This window comes from Microcoleus sp. PH2017_05_CCC_O_A (assembly GCF_020738785.1).
Lineage (GTDB): Bacteria > Cyanobacteriota > Cyanobacteriia > Cyanobacteriales > Microcoleaceae > Microcoleus.
Map to the genome: position 1 here is coordinate 15,670 of NZ_JAEQCB010000003.1, position 18,697 is coordinate 34,366.

18 protein-coding genes are annotated in these 18,697 nt (G+C 45.7%); 6 read left to right on the forward strand and 12 right to left on the reverse strand.

Going from position 1 to position 18,697, the window contains the following annotated elements; genetic code table 11:
* Positions 1–277: 277 nt before the first annotated feature.
* Positions 278–1,045, reverse strand: coding sequence for a glucose 1-dehydrogenase (locus tag JGK20_RS00785; protein WP_293189848.1), 768 nt, complete (start codon positions 1,043–1,045; stop codon positions 278–280).
* A 744-nt stretch (positions 1,046–1,789) separates the two neighbouring features.
* Positions 1,790–2,764 (reverse strand): MFS transporter, encoded by a 975-nt coding sequence (locus JGK20_RS00790; protein WP_293228920.1) that lies wholly within the window; start codon positions 2,762–2,764, stop codon positions 1,790–1,792.
* Between the two features lie 531 nt (positions 2,765–3,295).
* On the opposite strand from JGK20_RS00790, the gene cas6 reads away from it, so the two are divergent.
* On the forward strand, positions 3,296–4,177 hold the full coding sequence (gene cas6, locus JGK20_RS00795; RefSeq protein ID WP_293228922.1) for a CRISPR-associated endoribonuclease Cas6: 882 nt from the start codon (positions 3,296–3,298) through the stop codon (positions 4,175–4,177).
* On the opposite strand, the gene JGK20_RS00800 is transcribed toward cas6, so the two are convergent.
* Positions 4,178–4,504, reverse strand: coding sequence for an antibiotic biosynthesis monooxygenase (locus tag JGK20_RS00800; RefSeq protein ID WP_293184132.1), 327 nt, complete (start codon positions 4,502–4,504; stop codon positions 4,178–4,180). It lies immediately after the preceding gene.
* 260 nt (positions 4,505–4,764) lie between these two features.
* Here JGK20_RS00800 and JGK20_RS00805 point away from each other — a divergent pair, with 260 nt between their 5' ends.
* Positions 4,765–5,235: a response regulator gene (locus JGK20_RS00805; RefSeq protein WP_293184134.1), complete on the forward strand. Its 471-nt coding sequence runs from the start codon at positions 4,765–4,767 to the stop codon at positions 5,233–5,235.
* 99 nt (positions 5,236–5,334) lie between these two features.
* Positions 5,335–5,628 (forward strand): DUF2103 domain-containing protein, encoded by a 294-nt coding sequence (locus tag JGK20_RS00810; RefSeq protein WP_293184136.1) that lies wholly within the window; start codon positions 5,335–5,337, stop codon positions 5,626–5,628.
* On the opposite strand, the gene JGK20_RS00815 is transcribed toward JGK20_RS00810, so the two are convergent.
* From JGK20_RS00815 to JGK20_RS00855, 9 genes are all read right to left on the reverse strand, one after another.
* Positions 5,617–6,243, reverse strand: a complete 627-nt coding sequence (locus tag JGK20_RS00815) for a HEAT repeat domain-containing protein (RefSeq protein WP_293184138.1) — start codon at positions 6,241–6,243, stop codon at positions 5,617–5,619. The genes JGK20_RS00810 and JGK20_RS00815 overlap by 12 nt on opposite strands.
* Before the next feature lie 174 nt (positions 6,244–6,417).
* Positions 6,418–8,346, reverse strand: coding sequence for a hypothetical protein (locus JGK20_RS00820; protein WP_293218874.1), 1,929 nt, complete (start codon positions 8,344–8,346; stop codon positions 6,418–6,420).
* Positions 8,347–8,748: 402 nt separating this feature from the next.
* Complete coding sequence (locus JGK20_RS00825; RefSeq protein ID WP_293184142.1) at positions 8,749–9,588, reverse strand: HEAT repeat domain-containing protein; 840 nt, start codon at positions 9,586–9,588, stop codon at positions 8,749–8,751.
* Positions 9,589–9,971: 383 nt separating this feature from the next.
* Positions 9,972–10,841, reverse strand: a complete 870-nt coding sequence (locus tag JGK20_RS00830) for a phycobilisome linker polypeptide (RefSeq protein ID WP_293184144.1) — start codon at positions 10,839–10,841, stop codon at positions 9,972–9,974.
* Between the two features lie 174 nt (positions 10,842–11,015).
* Complete coding sequence (locus JGK20_RS00835; RefSeq protein ID WP_293184146.1) at positions 11,016–11,123, reverse strand: phycobilisome linker polypeptide; 108 nt, start codon at positions 11,121–11,123, stop codon at positions 11,016–11,018.
* Positions 11,124–11,466: 343 nt separating this feature from the next.
* The gene (locus JGK20_RS00840; protein WP_363319182.1) at positions 11,467–11,769 is read right to left on the reverse strand and encodes a phycobilisome rod-core linker polypeptide; all 303 of its coding nucleotides are present in this window, start codon (positions 11,767–11,769) and stop codon (positions 11,467–11,469) included.
* A gap of 151 nt (positions 11,770–11,920) precedes the next feature.
* The gene (gene cpcA / locus JGK20_RS00845; protein WP_293184148.1) at positions 11,921–12,409 is read right to left on the reverse strand and encodes a phycocyanin subunit alpha; all 489 of its coding nucleotides are present in this window, start codon (positions 12,407–12,409) and stop codon (positions 11,921–11,923) included.
* A gap of 108 nt (positions 12,410–12,517) precedes the next feature.
* Positions 12,518–13,036 (reverse strand): phycocyanin subunit beta, encoded by a 519-nt coding sequence (locus tag JGK20_RS00850; RefSeq protein ID WP_293184150.1) that lies wholly within the window; start codon positions 13,034–13,036, stop codon positions 12,518–12,520.
* A gap of 534 nt (positions 13,037–13,570) precedes the next feature.
* Entirely contained in the window at positions 13,571–13,711 is a 141-nt protein-coding gene (locus JGK20_RS00855; protein ID WP_293184152.1) for a hypothetical protein, read from the reverse strand.
* Positions 13,712–13,764: 53 nt separating this feature from the next.
* On the opposite strand from JGK20_RS00855, the gene JGK20_RS00860 reads away from it, so the two are divergent.
* The 3 genes from JGK20_RS00860 (at position 13,765) to JGK20_RS00870 (ending at position 18,465) form a co-directional block, all read left to right on the forward strand.
* Positions 13,765–13,899 (forward strand): hypothetical protein, encoded by a 135-nt coding sequence (locus tag JGK20_RS00860; RefSeq protein ID WP_293184154.1) that lies wholly within the window; start codon positions 13,765–13,767, stop codon positions 13,897–13,899.
* A gap of 271 nt (positions 13,900–14,170) precedes the next feature.
* The gene (locus tag JGK20_RS00865) at positions 14,171–16,990 is read left to right on the forward strand and encodes a cation-transporting P-type ATPase (RefSeq protein ID WP_293184156.1); all 2,820 of its coding nucleotides are present in this window, start codon (positions 14,171–14,173) and stop codon (positions 16,988–16,990) included.
* Positions 16,991–17,211: 221 nt separating this feature from the next.
* Positions 17,212–18,465 carry a DNA replication/repair protein RecF gene (locus tag JGK20_RS00870; RefSeq protein ID WP_293228924.1) on the forward strand — a complete coding sequence of 418 codons (1,254 nt, stop codon included), beginning with the start codon at positions 17,212–17,214 and terminating at the stop codon, positions 18,463–18,465.
* The last annotated feature ends 232 nt before the right edge of the window (positions 18,466–18,697 follow it).

Sequence of the window (18,697 nt, forward strand, 5' to 3'; positions counted from 1 at the left end):
ATGCAAGCGAATATATCCGTAGGGGCGAAGCATGACCGCAGTCAATATGAGATGATAACTAATAACTTATATGCGGTCATGCTTCGCCTACTAATCTACCGGACATGATATCAGTTCTAATCTCAAGCAAAAAAGTTGAGGAAACGGTCTGATTTCCATACTGTGCAACTATCAACTGTCAACTATCAACTGTGCAACTGTCAACTGTCAACTATCAACTGTCAACTATCAACTATCAACTGTCAACTATCAACTGTCAACTGTCAACTATCAACTATCAATGAGCGGTATAACCCCCATCAATTACCAATTCAGAACCAGTAACAAACTTCGATTCATCCGATGCCAGATAAAGAATACCGTAAGCAACATCATCAGGTTCACCCACGTGTCCCACCGGATGTAAGCTATCAAGAATTTTCCGTCCTTCAGTCACATCACCTTGTTCGGCCAACAACTTCTCTACCAGCGGTGTCCAGATAAATGCCGGATGAACTGAATTAACCCGAATCTTATTTTTGGCATACAATAGCGCATCTGTTTTGCTCATCAACCGCACTGCTCCCTTTGAGGCATGATAAGGAGGCATATCCGGGCCGCCAACCAATCCGTAAACAGAAGACAAATTAATAATGCTGCCACCTCCCGTTTCTAGCATCGAAATCAAAACGTGTTTAGTACAGAGAAAAACACCATTTACATTTATTGCCATCAACGAATTCCATTCATCTTCGGCGATTTCGTGGGTGGGTTTATTGATACCAACAATCCCTGCATTGTTCACTAAAATGTCAATTTTGCCCCACTTTTCTCGAACTTCAGACACCACCTGTTTAACGCTCGCTTCTTGTGTAACATTTAGATGCCAGTATTCTGCTTTTCCGCCTTTTTCGGTAATCTCTTCTACCAAACCTCTGCCTTCCTTCTCAGCTATATCCGTTACCGCTACACAGGCTCCTTCTTTCGCCAGCAACAGACAAGTCGCCCGACCAATTCCCGAAGCGCCACCTGTGACAACCGCAACTTTCCCTTCTACTCTATTCATAAAAACCTCTTCAAGAAATGAGTTAAAACTGTGACATCGGATACACCAACTTGGCTACAAGTATGATGTAGCGAAACTAACCAATTTGCCGATCCATCCCGACACCAACCAGGCTACAGGTATAATGTGGGGATTCTGGCGAATATGCTACGCAAATAGTATAGTGTATCAGGAACCTGCTTGTACGATGTGTGGGTTGAACCAAGCCACAATTACTTGTTGTAACTCAATCAATTTTTGTCGAAGTATGGCATTCGCGCGATCGTCCACGATCGGAAGCGAGAACCAGGGAGATATCAGAAAACTAGGATTTAACGTTCAGATTTTTATTTTAATTAAGGCTCGCGAATTAAATAACTTACAATTTTAATTGTGATGTGGGATGGGCCAGAAGAACCCGTCCAAAAAGGGCGGACTCGACATCCTACAAAATTGTGAAAGTTATTTAATTATCATTCCTAAGAGGCTGATGGACGCATTTTTGAAGGCTGGTAAACCGCAGATGTCCGGCAGGGCGGCGTAGATATTTTTTGGTGAATCTGGGTTTTGAAGAGGGCGAAGCATGACCGCATATAAGTTATTAGCTATAATCTCATGTTTACTGCGGTCATGCTTCGCCCCTACACATATATTTGCCTGTCTAAAAAATACACCCATAACGTTAAAAATTGTCCGGAAATTAATGTAAGTAAATTGTCAGACAAATAACTTTTAAAAGCTTTGGTTGGAATCAAAATTTCCCAATTAATGAGAATTCAATCGACCCGCAATACACAGCCTAGAAACTACCGGAGCATGACTCCACAAGTGATAACTGCGGTTGCGAGCATCAATCCACCAGCTAGACCATAAGTTGTACCTAAACCCGCCCATTGACTCAAAGGTTGACTGACAAATGGTGAAATAAATTGACCTAGGAAAAAGCTGGTGGTAAGTCCGCCCAAAATTAGCCCTCGCAGAGATGCGGGAGTTGATGAGGTCAAACATACGTTCATACATTAACTGCTGGAGATAAAACGGAATTTGCACCGGAATCATGTAAAACACGATTTGAGTAAGCAGTGCAATACCGTAGGTTGTCAGTAGCAGCGTCCGCGGGACTGGCTCAGAGGCGATCGCACCCGTTTGTTGAACAGCATCTTGATGGCGATCGGGTTCGGGAAGTACCAGCAAAATTAATGGCAGAATCAACCACGCCATCAGGTAAATTAGAAACGGTTGCCGCCAATTGCGATCGGCCAAATAGCCGCCGAGGGTGAGAAAAATCATGCCGCCGAACCCCATGAAAGCTGCTTGCAATCCCAGGAATTGCGATCGAGCCGCACCGATGTAATAATCAGCAATCAGCGTGGTTGCAGTCGTCATAATACCTGCCACGCTGAAGCCCAGGAGCATCCGTCCCAGCAAAATTAGTCCAATTTGATCCAACAGGAAGCCAGAGCTGCCTGCGAAGCCATAGAGAAACACAGATAAACCCAGCAAGCCTTTGCGCCCAAAGCGATCGATCGCAATTCCGGCAATGGGCGCACCGATCGCGATAAACAAAGCTGGGGCTGTCAACACCAATCTCACCCAATAATCGGCATTAGGAACAGCCGAAAAGTGCTGCCGCATTGCTGGGAGGGAAGGGGCGATCGTGGCTCCTGCCATCACGGTTAGGGTGCTGACTAGCAGCAGGGTTGCTTTAACGAGAAAAGTGTCAGAGCTGCGTGGTTTCATAGATTATGAGAGGAAATTATCTGCCTTTATCTGTGTGGATCTGCTTGTCATTTGCGATCGACCTATCAAATTGTTACATACCAAGATTTTTTTTCACCCATCTGCTTAGATCGACCCCAAATATCAGGCAGGTAAACACAGATGAGCGCAGATAATTTCAGGGTATTTTGGAGATAATGCAATTTCTGTCTATTCAAAATGGTTGACTAGGGTTTGAAGTCGATTATAATCTCACATCTTGTACCATTCTGAATAACAGACAAGATGCCTGTTCCACAAAGAATGGATTTCTTGTGGAATGGGCTTCTAGCCCGTTCCTAAAAAGCTAATTGGGAATGGTGCAAGACCTCAGTTATAATCCTACTTGACCAATGTATTCTGCTACAGAAGTTACTGCGAGCGGCGGATATTGAATCTTCGCAATATTTTCTAGCTTGCCCTTACCATAAACCATCGTGAATAGATACACATCTTAAATTTAAAATCTAAAATCCTAACTTATTTTTTTGAAAAAAGCTATATAATTAAAAGATGCCTCACAGCCTGATTTTAAACCTACTGCCAGTTGCACCAATCCCATCCCAATTTTTAACGGGACGGCATCTCCACGCCTTATTTCTCAACCTTGTGAGTGCTGTAGACAGCGATTTGAGCGCGTACCTGCACGACCAATCAAACGAAAAAGCTTTCACATTAAGCCCTTTCCAAGTAAGCAGAAAAGAAACTTACAAAACTAGCAACCCACAGCCACAAAAGAGAGTTTTGCCTCCGGCTGCGCGCACTATTTTGCAGACCCTACAGTGGGAACACAAGCAAGCAATTGGGGAAAATACAGCGATTTGGTGGCGCATTTCTCTGCTGGATGACGGTTTGTTCGATCGCCTAACTCAACTGTGGCAGCAACTCAACTTCGAGCGCCCGTGGCATCTGGGCCCGACAGATTTGTACGTGACTAACATTGTCAGCCAACCCACTGCAAACCAGCCGTGGGTAAACTTTTCCAGTTACGACGAATTGTTTGACAAAGCTTCGGAAACTGAGCGCCAAATTGCGTTTACCTTCTGCACTCCTACTAATTTTCGGCAAGGCGTGTACGATAGTGCGATGCCAAGTAGAGAAAGTGTGTTTGGCAGTTTGGCAAATCGTTGGAACAAGTATAGCGAAATTGCGATCGAATCTACTTTCACAGAAGCTATTTTTCCCAGTTTCTTCGATATCCGCACCGAAGTTTGTACGGATTCTCGCAGTAAATTTATTGGTTGCGTCGGGGAAGTTAGTTACCGAATTATGGGAGATGTCAATCCGCTTGCTGTCAAGCAAATTAATGCTTTAGCAGATTTTGCACTTTACAGCGGAGTCGGGCGCAAGACGCCGATGGGAATGGGAATGACGCGCCGATTGCCAAATTTTTAATTATTCACTTTTCTGCTTAATTTCACTGACAATTTCATAAACATCAGTGTCGGGAATTTTTGCAAACAAAGGCGTCATCTGCTTCAATATTTGCTGATAAGATTCGCTTTGATTGGCAGCCATCTCTTCTACGCTTTCCCAAAAAATGATGGCAATACCTTTGTCTGTATTGGGCAATTGCAGTAGGTATGCTCCCTTAAATCCTGTGGCATAAGTCGCAACCGCTTTGCCAAAAAGTTCTTCGGCTTCTTTGAATTTTCCTGGTTTAAATTCGCCAATGGCAACGTAGGCAAACTGATGTCTGAGAAAGTCTAAAAATTCTGACATATCCTTATTCCTCAAAAAATCGTGATATACCAAGTTATATTTTAGGCGATCGCCAGAAAATTGTAAAATTCGCCCCTTTAGTAGCTTCGCGCTCAGCACAGCCACGGATTTATGAGATATTGCAGCTAGCTGCGATCGCACTTTACCCGTAAAAACACGTAAAAAACGGTTTTTTGCAATAACCCTATTGAAATTTGTAGAACTTATCTGCAAAAATTCTAACAGAAAAATATCAATAAAGTAAATAATCGCTACAAAAAATGCCAAAAATATTAGTAATTGAAGACAATAACTTAATCCGAGAAACCGTTTTAGAAATTCTGAACTTGGGCGATTTTGAAGCTGTCGGCGCCGAAAACGGAAAACTTGGTGTCGAGTTAGCGATCGCCCAAATTCCCGATCTAATCTTGTCTGATGTCATGATGCCGGAATTCAACGGCTTTGAAGTTTTCGCGATTTTGCGATCGCACCCTGCCACCGCCAGCATTCCGTTTATTTTTCTGACAGCCTCCGAAATGGAAAAAGCCCTCGAACTCAAAGCAGACGGCTATCTCAAGAAACCTTGCAGCATGACAGAAATCCTCGGGGCGATCGCAACTCAACTAGAAAAACCGACTGTTACCAACCCAAAATATCAAAAAATACAAGACAATTCCGCCCGCTCAAATCTCAGCTCGCGCGCCAGGAATCAAAAATCTCGCTTTGAGATTGCATCGCTTTGCTCCCAATGACGCCCGCAGTAACATTACTGATACATAAATTCAGGGAATATCAAATTGGTTCCAGCCGGAGGTGACTTAGACTGGGTATGTTGATTTGGTAAAAAAGTCATGAAGGCACAACCCAAAGGCCGCCTAGTTTGGAATCACTCTACCCACCTTCCCGGTTTGATACCAATTTTAGAGCGCCTCACTCTCATAATGGGCATTCAAACCGTTACCCCAGGCGTCATTAACAAAGTTAAAGGACACATCCCCCACATGACATTAAGAGTGTCAGTACCCATTCGCGGGGGATTTAAAATCATTGCCAGACAAGGCAAAACCGTACAAGAAGTCTTTATATTAACCACTCTCACACAAAGGGACTTGGAAGAGACGATCGCCCAAACCCTAGCCAAATGACAATTTTTCCTTAGCAAGCAAAGCCCGGGCTCTAACTGCCAAAGTTTCATCGCTTTGGGCTATTTCCTCAAGTTTTGCCGAAACTTCCGCTAACCAATCCGGTTTAACAGTCGCAGCACCAGCCAAAGCTTGCAAACCTCCCGCCGCTGCGTAGCGAACCACCCATTCCGGATCTCGGGACGCTTGCAGCAGCGTTTTCACAGTGCGAAGTTGAGCGTCTAAAGCTTGTTCTGCGGGCATCAGTTCCCAGCAAATCGTTCCCAAACCCCTAGCCGCCGCCCGCCGCACGCTCAAAGCAAAGTCATTCGCCGCCGCATCCAGCAAAATCTCTAAACCCCTAGGATCGCCAATTCCCGCCAAAGCCCGAACAGCCCAAGCTCTCGCTCCGTAATTGTAGCCGTCAAGCTGTTCTAGAAGTGGCTGTACCGCAGGTTCTCCGATTTGAATCAGCCCGTCAACGGCGGCAACGGCAGCTCCTGGGTTGTTGTAACCGAGGACTGTAATTAATGTGGGAATTGCTTCTTGTGAAGAAGCGGCCGCCAGTGCTTTTACTGCGTTTAACAAGCCCTCGGAAGAATCTGCTTGTTCTACAGATTGAATTAGTTCTAATGCCATTTACTTATCAAATGTATCGTGACCATTGTAATTGTAGGTTGGCTCGATCGCGCGATCGAACTTTTTGTTGCGTGGGTAAGGAGCGGTGATTAACTTGAAAAGCTTCCCCAGCTCGAAATAGGACAATCTTGGTTAAAGAGTCGAATTCGCCAAAAACTCGACTCCATACCTGCGCTAGGAATTCTTGCGCTGTGCATCCTCACCCTCTTGACGCTTCCTATAAGCCTTAGCCCAAGCATAGCGCTGCGGATCTTTTTTAAGCAGATATTCCACAACTTGCCGACGCTTATTCTCATCCTTAGTATTTTTGACAACCTGCTTGAGTTCGGAATCTATATCTTCTGATTCAGCACCGCGTTTAATTGCCTCCTTAAACCAACGCTCACCCTCTGAAAATTGACTCCGCTCAAAACAAATAGCTCCCATCAAAGTGTAAGGATGATGACTCTGAGGCTGATACTCAATAGCTTTGAGCGCGCACTTTTCAGCATCACCTAGTTTATGAATATCTCGGAAAGCACCGCCCCTCGTTGTTAGCAAAGCTGACTTGAGCTTATTTTCTTTGATTTGGTCGAAGTCCAGATTTTCTGTCACCTTCAATGCACTGTTTGGTTCATCTGCCTTGCGCCAATGACTGCTGGCGTTGGGCAAGTTCCATTTGTTTCCAGTGCGCTCATATTCCTGCTCATAGAAACACGCTTCAAGCCTGTGGTACGCTATAGCAATCCTTCCATGACTAGCTAAAAGTTTTTGTTGTATTAACTGAACAACTAACACAGGATCTAGACGCTCTTCTTTCTCCAATTTTACCATAATTGCGTAAAACGGATCGAAGGGGAAATCACGATCTATAATCCGATACTTGACCTTGAGAGCAGCAAATTTCTTTTCTTGTGCAAAAGTAATTATATCCTCACGTCCATTCTTTTGTGACCAATCAATATCAGCCTCACTTAACTGCTCTCCCGATTTGATCTTAGACTTGAGACTAGCCGCATATTTGTCAATAGCAAAAGTAATTACATCCTCACGTCCATTCTTTTGCAACCAATCAATATCAGCCTCACTTAACTGCTCTCCCGATTTGATCTTAGACTTGAGAATAGCCGCATATTTGTCAAGCGCAAGAGTAATTGTCTCAGTCAGTTTACGCTTTTTAAGAAAGTTAATATCCTGCTCACCTAGCTGATTGTCTAAATCAATTTTTTTAAGAACTTTATACAGATGGCTAGAGAGGGATGAATCCTCAGATTCATTAGCTTTATACTTAACTTTCAGTTCAGCAAAGTGTCGTGTCTGTTCTATCTCCAAAACAAGATTAAGCGTTTCGCTAAGTTGATGCTCTTCCAGCCAGTTAAGTTCTGACTCGCTCAACTGCTGATCTACCTCAAGATTTTTCAGGACTTGATAGAGCGGACTTGATGCAGATGTTTCTGGGTATTCACTAGCTTTGTACTTATCCTTGAGTTGGGCAAATTCAGCTTCCCATACAGCTTTTTGTTGCCCAAAAATTTCGAGAGTATCCACCAGTTTGTTATTGACAAGCCAGTTAGCCTCTACATCACTTAATATTTCTCCTGCATCCAGTTGCTTGAGGATTTGATACAAGGGGCTATCCAGTGAACAATCTGGATATTGAGTTGCTCGGTACTTAGCCTTTAGTGCAGCAAATCGCGCCATCTCTTCAACAATAGCAACTATTTCAGTAAGCCCCTGTTCTTGCAGGTATTTAACTTCTAAGTCAGTTAGCTTATTTTCTGAGTCAAGTTTCCAAAGGATAGGATACAAAGGACTGGATAGCCGTAAATCGCGATGTCTGGTTACTTTGAACTTAGACTTGAGTTGAGAAAATTTAGCATCTAGTTTTCTTGGTTCTTCAGCCTTACGTAGTGGCTCTTGCTCGATAGCTTCTATTGTTTCCAAAAGCTCATGCTCTAATAACCAATTCCACTCGAAGTCGGTAATTTCAAATTCTAAATCAGCTTTTCGCAGAATGAGATAGAGAAGACTAGAGGGAGATGAATCTTCATATTTTGTGGCTTGATACTTAGACTTCAGCGCTGCAAAATGTTGCACCTGGACTTCAAAAGGATCGTTGCTCATGGTGAATCACCCGATTTATACTTCTAGCTGCTACACAACCATCTCGCAGCATTCCGCGATCGCCCGGAGTCAAAACCAAAACTTTTTTAACTGAAGACTTATGCAGATGGTAATATTATTTTAACACGAGCTATTTCACCAACTACAGCTATAAACCTCAGTATTTTTACTGAAATTTATAAAAATTCGTACCTAAAGCCTCGTTTTTAATTCCATCAAATCATCAGCCATCGGTTCACCCGAATAAAAGGGAGAAAATAGTAGTTCTCAACTGCCTGAAATACAGATAGGGGGTAGGGAAAGAGCACGGCGCTGTGTCCTGAAATCTGCTATGTCCTAAATATACGCCAGACAATTAAGAATCGCTAAAGCAATTCTATTGCAGTTATGAACGAATTTTTTTCAAAGTAAACTATCCATTAAGTTCATAACTTGGATAGCTTCATCTGACAAAGATAGTAATACTTGTTGATTGAGGTGATGCTCCAAAACTCCTTTTAGCGCAATCAATTTCATGCTATTTTCAGCTAAAGTTTCAGCAATAGCTGGCGCTGCGGGTAAATAGCCGATCGCCCCCAAGTCCATCAAAGCCGATCGCCTCAACTGCAAATTATCCCCATTCAAAGCAGTTACCAACCGATCTCCGTAAATGCGATCGCCAGTCAACTGATACATCGCTCGCGCCGAAGCGTACTGCACCCGCTCCACAGAATGCTCTAAAAAAGGTGAAATTAGCGGTATTGCCTCTGTCGCTTCCAGCGTACCCAAAGCTTCAATTACCGAGTCGTAAGGCTGCACGAGGTGCGATTTTCCAGGCACTCGCAGGGCTACAGCTACGCCCCCATCTAAGAGTTTCATCAGCGGTGGAATGGAATCGCGATCGCCCAGCATTTCTAGAGCTTGAGCCGCCGCTTCCCGCACGTAATAATCCGCGCATTCCAAACAGCGAGTTAGCGCCGGCAAGGCTTGTTTATCGCCCAATTTTCCTAGAGCTCGTGCCGCATTTCGCAGTAGGGAATAGTCGCCGATTTTTGTCTGTTCTGATTCTTCTTGCAAGGCGGCAATCAAAGCTGCAATCGCTGCCGGTTCCTTGACTCGAAATCTGCCTACCCACCAAGCAGCATAATAGCGGAGACTGTAGTCTTGGGAGTGCAAATTTGCGATCGCCTGTTCTATTGTTAAAGACTCGCCCTCAGCTACACCCGCTGGTGGTGAGTCGGATTCATCATAATTCATAGTCATAATTCATAGTGATTAGGGAAATCGGCGATTGAAATCGCTGCTAGACAAACAAAACCCGCCTGCGCGGGTTGGGGAAACTCGGCGATTGAAATCGCGTCTAGACAAACGAAACCCGCCTGCGCGGGTTGGGGAAACTCGGCGATTAAAATCGCCCGTTCTAGCGGACTTTGCTATTAATTATGATCCGACGATGATGCAGGCAATGATTCTGCGATCGCACAGAACCGGACAATCATAAAAAATTGATTTCTGCATCTAGTCGGATTACACTAGCTATTAGACCTTAGCCAATGGCCATTAATCTCTAGTAAATTTACTAATGACTAACGACCGATGACTACTGTTCGCGAGCGGGGACAGCACTAATAACTGATGACTAACGACTAAATTGGAGTAATGCTGGCGATTTTCCCGCCCAAGCGTTGAAATTTCTGCATTTGCGAGGACAAATCCTCACCAGGTACGATAAACGCCTTGCTGCTGTGGCGCACCCTGGGATAGCCACCCGTCCGAATGCCCGACACTTCAACGCGGAAAAGCCGCCCTTCTTTACCGTAAGCTGCCGCACCACCAAAACCGCTGCTGGGAGTTACGTTTTGTGTCGAAGACCGGTATGCCCAACCTTCGTTGCCACCAGAAGGCCCAACTACAGCAGTAGCGCTGTTAGTGCCTAATTCGACAGCTAAGCGGGAGTTATTTCCTTCGAGTTGAGATGTATCGCTGTTGGCATAGCCGCGATATAGCCGGAACATCCGGGTAAAACCAACGGTTTTTTGACCTGTCTGAGTGTTAAAGCCCCGGTAGTAAGGGACGATATTATCACCGAAACTTTCTTGATACTCTACTGAATCGATGTAAGAATCAATATCAGCATCGTAGCCTTCTGTTTGGTACAAATCTAAGTGATAAATTACTTCAGATTCGTCGTAGGGAGCGCGACCGAGCAAGTGTTTGTAGTTTAGTTCGATCGTCCGAGTTTGGAAGCTGCTGTACAAAAACTTGGTTTTGTACAGTTCCGATTTTGCCACTGCCCGCACAAATTCTCGCACCGTTAAACTGCCGTCTCGCAGGAGAGATTCAGCACTTGTCAGGCGCTCGGATTTCATCAAATAGTCGTTGCCCAGCACCTGACGGTAAACTGCACGAATCACAGTTTCAATGTCGTCTTTGGTGTAGTTCGGGCGCAATTCTACCTTAGGTGCATCGCTCAATGCGGATGTTCCCAGTCTGGACGCTGCTGTGGAAATAGCCACCAGATTTTCTCCTAAATTAATAACAAAAATTTAAAGCTTGGTTGAACTTGAGATTTTTAGGACTAAGGCCAAGATGTGTCAAATTTGGGTGCACTCCCGGCGCAGCTTGTATGTACACATCAATTAATCCTAATTTGCTAAAGACGTTTCAAAAAACATCTTTACATACAAACTTTAAGCTGTGGTAATACTTACCACTTTGCCACCACGTTTGTTGATTTGCTGCAAGCGGGTCGAAAGTCGATCGTAAGACACGAGATATTCGGTAGTTCTACACCGCACTTGGGGTGAAAACTTAGCCGCCGAACCTTCGATTCAAAAAACTTTTTCCGTTGACACTCTCAGCGCTCTTCGCGACTGAGATTCTTAAGAAATTTCGTTCTTAATATCCCTATTGCTAGGGTTCCTGGGCGCAATCCTCTTACCAAAAAATGGTGGGCTGCTATCCTTGCCTTTGGGCAAGCTCCTCAAGCGTTTAAGGGGCTAAGCCCTTGGTAACGCGAGAGTCCCCGCGTACCTTTAATATATGGTAGGAATTTGCTTCTCAGGTTTGCACCTGTGTATCCATCCCAACAATAGAGTGTAACGGCAAAAGCCCTTTTTACACTGCTAAAAATGTGAAAAATCAAGAAAGATTCACGGCGGTTAAAACCGCCCGTGCCGCTTTCATGGAAGGTCTAAAGACTCGCTCGTTTTCCGCTTGCCGAACTTTTTTTATAAGTTTCGGACTCAGGAACTCCCGCACAAAATCTTTAACTGAAATCTGCCCTTCCAGCAGGAAAGATTTGGCACTGGTAACTCGTTCGCTCGACATTAAATACTCGTTACCGAAAACTTGGCTGTAAGCGACACAAATTACTGCTTTCGCATCGTCTTGCGTCCACCGAGGGCGCAGTTCTACTCGTCTCGCTTTTTCAAATGCTTTTATTCCTAACTTTTCTGCTTTTCATGCTTGAAAAACTAAAAAGTTCTGAAAAAAGTATTTGGAAGACTCCGCTAAGATCGCAGATGCCCGGAATCGTAAACAACAGTTAACACTCAAGCTAACAGCAGCTTACATTTCCGGGCATCACGCAAATCTAGCTTAGAGCGTTGACTGCGTAGTCGAGGTAGGAATTGGCTTCAGTTGCAGCATCGCCACTCAAACCGTGGTTGGCTTTGATGTACTTGAGAGCTTCAACATACCAGCTAGGAGACAATTCAAATGTCCGGTTGATTTCGTCAATACCTGCAATCAGGTACTCATCCATTGGACCTGTGCCGCCTGCAACTAAGCAGTAGGTTACCATCCGCAGGTAGTAGCCGATGTCGCGGGAGCACTTAGCTTTACCGGTTGAGGTAGAAGCGTAGTTTGGCCCTTGCATTTGTTGAGTGTACGGGAACTTGTTGTACACAGCTTGAGCTGCACCGTCGATCAAGCGCGCAGAGTTGGCGCTCAAAGACTTGGCTGCTTCCAAACCTGCTGCTGCTTGGCGGAAACGACCGAAGGCTACTTGCAATTCGGTGCTGCTCAGGAAGCGGCCTTGAGAATCGGCGGCGGTTACTGCTTCAGTCAAAGGGGTTTTCATTGTTCTGGTGTCTCCCTAATGTTTTGTTTTGTTTGTACCAAAATGATTGCTTGCAAATAATGCGATCGCTCGCTTCTTTACAGGAAGAAATGTTCGGGCTCGCTATTTTTAGCCGACTGCATTAGCTGCGCGGTCGAAGTAGCTGCCGATTTCGGACATCAGCGAGCTGCAATCACCACGGGTAATGCCGTTGGGGTCGTTAGCAAGCGCGATCGCTGCTTCTTTCATTTTTTGTACGCCGGTTGCAACGGATGCACCTGGAGTTCCCAGAGCTTGGTATGTTTCGCGCAGACCGTTCAAGCAACGATCGTCCAAAACGCTGGCGTCGCCTGCAAATGTGGCGTAGGTTACGTAGCGCAAGATGATTTCCATGTCGCGCAAGCAAGCTGCCATGCGGCGGCTGGTGTATGCGTTGCCACCGGGGGCGATCAACTGAGGCTGTTCAGCAAACAAAGAGCGAGCTGCATTAGCGACGATTGTGGATGCGTTACCGGTGATGCGGTTTACTGCGTCAATCCGCTTGTTGGCGTCAGAAACCATGCTGCTGAGAGCATCTAGTTGGCCAGCAGCCAAAAATTCGCCGCGAGCGTCTGCTTGGGAAACCACTTTTGTAAATGCGTCAAACATGAACGAACTCTCCTACTTTGAGTTAATTGAGTTTGGTTGCGGTATAAAACCGTTAAGTTAAATTTGTTCAGGCTGTTGGGCCTGCAAGGGTTGAAGGTTGACGCCAGCTACTGCGCTGGCCGGCTCGATCTCTCCCTTTCCGCTACCTTCACTATTGTGACATTGCAACGGACATTTAAGAAACCTTAGAAAATTTTACATCTTTTATGAGATGCGACAAACCTTGTCAATCAGTGTTTTTGTTAACTTTCGCCTGTCGTTTCAACCCTCTGATAACCTTTATACAATGCTGGTTCCTCTTTGTTTATTACAAATTATTACGAAAACTTATTTCTGTGAGAAGGTAAATCGATGTGGGGCAAGTGGTGGCAAATCTAATCCCTGGGATAGATGCCAGATTGCAGCGGTAAACTGCCGATCGAGAGATTGTCTGTGATATTCGAGGGTTCGATGGGGAGAAAATCCGATGGGATTCGGGGATTAGGGCAGACAGGGAAAGGATTTGACGAGTTTCGATCCCTTGAAATATAGAATTCAAATGCAGCACAACATAAGTCTAGAGTTGGCTTCGATCGCCCTTTTTGTCACTCTGCCATCGCCCTGAATTGTCCCGTGGGCCGATCGCCTCTGTTGGCTTTCCCAGGGCAAAGCCGAATAGTGAAGAAAAGTTAACAAAATTTAAGTTTTGCTAAAACAAGCCCGGGGGAATAGGGAAAAAAGCAAAAATTATGTCCGATGCAGGATGTCGGCAGAATGTGGTGTTGGTAAAATCCAACAGATTGGCAGGGCGATCGGCACAACCTCAGCTTTTGAACGAAATATCACCATTTAAAGACAAAACTCAGCCGCTGGGTCTTGGGTAAAAGCCGGAGAAATTGCTAATTTTTAGTTGTAAGGTGGATAAGTGCTATCAGCGGTAGGTCTACAAACGGTGCGAGAGAGCCGCCAGACGCAGTGAAGTTGACAGCTTCCTGCTCTCTCGGCATCGAACCGGGGCCCAATACGAGTCTCAAGTTCAGCAGTTTTTGATTCAGAACTCAAAACTAAAAACTCTTTTACTGCCATCAGCCACATTCATCGGCTGTAACTTGTTCGGCCGCAGTCCCCTAATTGCCCCATGCTCGATCGTAATTTATGTCTTCAAATTCTCCATCTTCTTGGCACACCGTACCAATTGATAAAACCCTCCAGCAGCTAAGCAGTAACAAAGACGGGGGCTTGAGCAGCCAACAGGTGTCCGAACGCTTGCAGCAATACGGCCCCAATGAACTCGAAGAAACAGGAGGCCGCAGTGCTTGGTCGATTTTTGTCGATCAGTTCACCAACATCATGTTGTTGATGCTGATAGGTGTGGCGGTGGTTTCTGCATTCTTAGATATCAGGTCAAATACTTTTCCGAAAGATGCGATCGCCATTTTTGCGATCGTCATACTCAACGGCATTCTCGGCTATTTCCAAGAGCAAAGTGCCGAAAAAGCCCTCGCAGCCCTCAAAAACCTCTCTTCCCCCCTAGTCCGAGTCCTGCGGGACGGCAAAACTTCGGAAATCGCAGCCAAGGAACTCGTACCCGGAGACGTGATGCTGTTGGAGGCTGGGGTAAAAATAGCAGCAGACGGGCGCTTGATCGAAGCTTCCAACCTGCAAGTCAGAGAATCTGCTTTGACGGGAGAAGCGATCGCAGCTACCAAACAAGCCGATCTCGAACTTCCCGAAGATGCTTCGTTGGGCGATCGACTCAACCTGATTTTTCAGGGGACAGAAGTTGTTCAGGGACGGGCCAAGGCGATCGTCACCAACACCGGAATGCAAACGGAATTGGGCAAAATTGCCGCCATGCTTCAGTCAGTAGAAACCGAACCAACTCCCCTACAACAGCGGATGGGACAGTTGGGAAATGTTCTAGTCTCCGGCGCCCTAGGCTTAGTGGCAATTGTCGTCATCGGTGGGATGATTACCTTCAACAACGGCAGCATTGGGTTCGATACCAGCAGATTTGAAGAATTGTTAGAAGTTTCTCTCAGCATGGCTGTGGCTGTCGTTCCCGAAGGACTTGCGGCCGTCGTCACAGTTACTTTGGCGCTGGGAACTAGGCGGATGGTGAAGCGAAACGCTCTAATTCGCAAACTGCCGGCTGTAGAAACTTTGGGTTCGGTAACAACCATTTGTTCCGACAAAACAGGTACTCTGACTCAAAATAAAATGGTAGTGCAGCTACTATCTACAGGCGACTGCACTATCAGTGTTGCAGGCGACGGCTATGCCCCGATCGGAGATTTTACCGATCGGCATACCTCGACCCAAATTAATAATTTAGAAGAATATCCAGAACTCGAATCTTTATTAATTGCTTGTGCAGTTTGCAACGACGCAGTATTGCAGCACGAACAGCAAGAATGGAAGATTTTGGGCGATCCTACGGAAGGAGCTCTGCTATCTTTAGCGGGAAAAGCAGGCATTTATAGGGAAAAACAGTCTCAATTGCTGCCGCGCACGGCGGAGTTTCCTTTTTCTTCCGAACGCAAGCGGATGAGCGTAATTTGCGAAGTACCCGGACATTCGGGACATTCGGGCTTTCCCGCACCAAACGGACAGCAGCAGAATTATTTGATGCTGACGAAAGGTTCTCCCGAGTTGACTTTGGAGCGCTGTCAAGGAATTATAGTCGGCGATCGAGTACAACCTTTAAACCAGGAAATGCGCGATCGCATCCTCGCCGAAAACAATAACATGGCAAGCGGGGGTTTGCGAGTCCTCGGGTTTGCATACAAAATCTGGGAAAACGTGCCGCCCGAAGGTTCCGAGGAAATCAGCGAACAAGAGATGATTTGGCTGGGACTCGTCAGTATGCTTGACGCGCCGCGCCCGGAAGTACGGGAAGCCGTGGTGAAGTGCCGCGATGCAGGGATTCGGGTGGTGATGATTACAGGAGATCACCAGTTGACGGCACAGGCGATCGCCTACGATTTAGGTATTGCGACAGAGGGCGATCGAGTTCTCACCGGTCAAGAATTAGAAAAGCTCAGTCAAGAACAACTAAAACAACAAGTCGAACACGTCAGCGTTTACGCCCGCGTCTCCCCCGAACACAAATTGCGGATTGTCCAAGCTTTGCAAAGTTTAGGCAAATTTGTCGCCATGACAGGCGACGGAGTTAACGACGCGCCCGCCTTGAAACAAGCCGATATCGGCATTGCAATGGGGATTACCGGCACCGATGTCAGTAAAGAAGCTAGCGATATGGTACTCCTCGACGACAACTTCGCAACTATTGTCGCCGCCGCCGAAGAAGGGCGAGTCGTTTATACCAACATTCGCCGCTTTATTAAGTACATTTTGGGCAGCAACATCGGCGAAGTTTTGACAATTGCCGCTGCACCTTTATTGGGTTTGGGAGGAGTACCGCTGACGCCCCTCCAAATTTTGTGGATGAACTTAGTAACAGATGGCGTTCCGGCTTTGGCCTTAGCCGTGGAACCAGCCGAACCAAACGTGATGAGAAAACCTCCTTTCAGTCCGCGCGAAAGTATTTTTGCCCGGGGTTTGGGTTCTTACATGATTCGGATCGGGATTATCTTTGCAATTTTGACGATCGCGATGATGTCCTGGGCTTACGGATATACTCACACTCCCGGACACGGCGATCCAGATGCTTGGAAAACCATGGTATTTACTACTCTGTGTTTAGCGCAAATGGGTCATGCGATCGCAATTCGATCTAACACTCAGCTAACGATCGAGTTAAATCCCTTCACTAATGTTTTTGTGTGGGGAGCTGTGATTGTGACTACTGCTTTGCAATTAATGTTGATTTACGTTCCACCGCTGAGAGCATTTTTCGGAACTCACTATTTAACGCCTTTTGAATTGATGATTTGCTTCGGATTCAGCGCCCTAATGTTTGTCTGGATTGAAATGGAAAAACTGTTCGTGCGCTTATACAAAGCTCGCAAATAGTGTTAACGGCTGACGGATAATGAGCGCTGTTTCATTATTCGTTAGGTCGCTGACACTTGGCAAGATTTTCAACACCATCAAGTCATAGCAAGCACAACGATCCGCAAAAAATGGAATTCCACCGATTTGCCCTTGAATTAGGTAAGGTGCCCAATGCACACCCTACGATGACTGTATTACCAATAACTAATAACGAATAACAACTAACCAATAACAATATTATGTATTTGAAAACACTGCACCTACGGCAGTTTCGCAACTACTTCGATCAAAAGGTAGCCTTTGACGCTCCCAAAACCATATTAGTAGGAAATAACGCCCAAGGCAAATCTAACCTGTTAGAAGCGGTAGAGTTGCTTTCGACATTAAAAAGCCACAGAGTATCGCGCGATCGCGACTTAATCCTCGACTCAAAGCCGATCGCCCAAATAGATGCTACACTCGAACGTCAAACCGGAGCGATCGACTTATCTTTAACACTGCGCTCCGGGGCGCGCCGCAGCCTGAAGCTCAACGGCGAACCGCTGCGCCGCCATTTAGACTTCTTGAGCGTCATCAATGTAGTACAATTTTCCTGTTTGGATTTAGACTTAGTGCGCGGCGGGCCCGAAGGAAGGCGCAACTGGATCGATCGGCTAGTCATCCAACTAGAGCCGATTTACGCTCACATTTTGCACCAGTACAACCAAATTTTGCGCCAGCGAAACGCTCTGTTAAAATGTTCTAGAGAAACCAGAAAAACAGAATTTTCCCAAAGTTTGGACAAAATGCGATTTATCGGATCTGAAACTCCCGAAGACCAAAATATCGCAGAATCCCCAATGCCCAATGCCCCATTCCCAATGCCCAATGCCCAATCCCCCATTCCCAGTTCAGAATTAGCCTTGTGGGACGCACAGTTGGCGACAGCCGGGGCTCGGGTAATCCGCAGGCGCGATCGTATTTTGGAACGTTTGATGCCTTTAGCGCGCAATTGGCACGGTTCAATTAGCGGTTCCACAGAAGTTTTAGATGTCAAATACGATGCTAATATTGAAGTCAGCTCGGAATTAATCGGTAAAGACAATCTCGAAGGAGTGCGGCAAGCATTTTTAGAGAAAATTCAAAAAAGGGCGATCGCAGAACAATTTCAAGGAACCACCTTAGTCGGCCCGCACCGCGACGACATTACATTTACAATTAACAACACCCCAGCGCGTCAGTACGCCTCCCAAGGTCAGCAGCGAACTCTCGTACTAGCATTAAAATTAGCCGAATTGCAGCTTATTGAAGAAGTCGTGGGAGAAGCACCTTTACTATTGCTCGACGACGTACTTGCAGAACTCGATCTGAGCCGCCAAAATCAACTTTTAGAAACAATTCAAGAACGATTTCAAACTCTGATTACTACCACTCACCTAGGCGCTTTTGACAGTCAGTGGCTGCGCCAGACTCAAATTCTATCCGTCGTTTCCGGACAAATCAATCAATTTTAGATTTGAGAGTTGAGATTGATAAATCATATTATGTCTGCTCACTTATCCCTAATAAAAATAGTTTGTAGTGAGGACTTTAGTCCTAGTAGTGGATGCGGACTAAAGCCCGAACGATCAAACCAATTTGATTGTGGTCGTTCGAGCGGATATGATATCAATCTATGTGAGATTGACAAATTTTACTTTTCATGGTATCCATGCAAAAATCTTGAAAAGTTGACATAATTAGGTC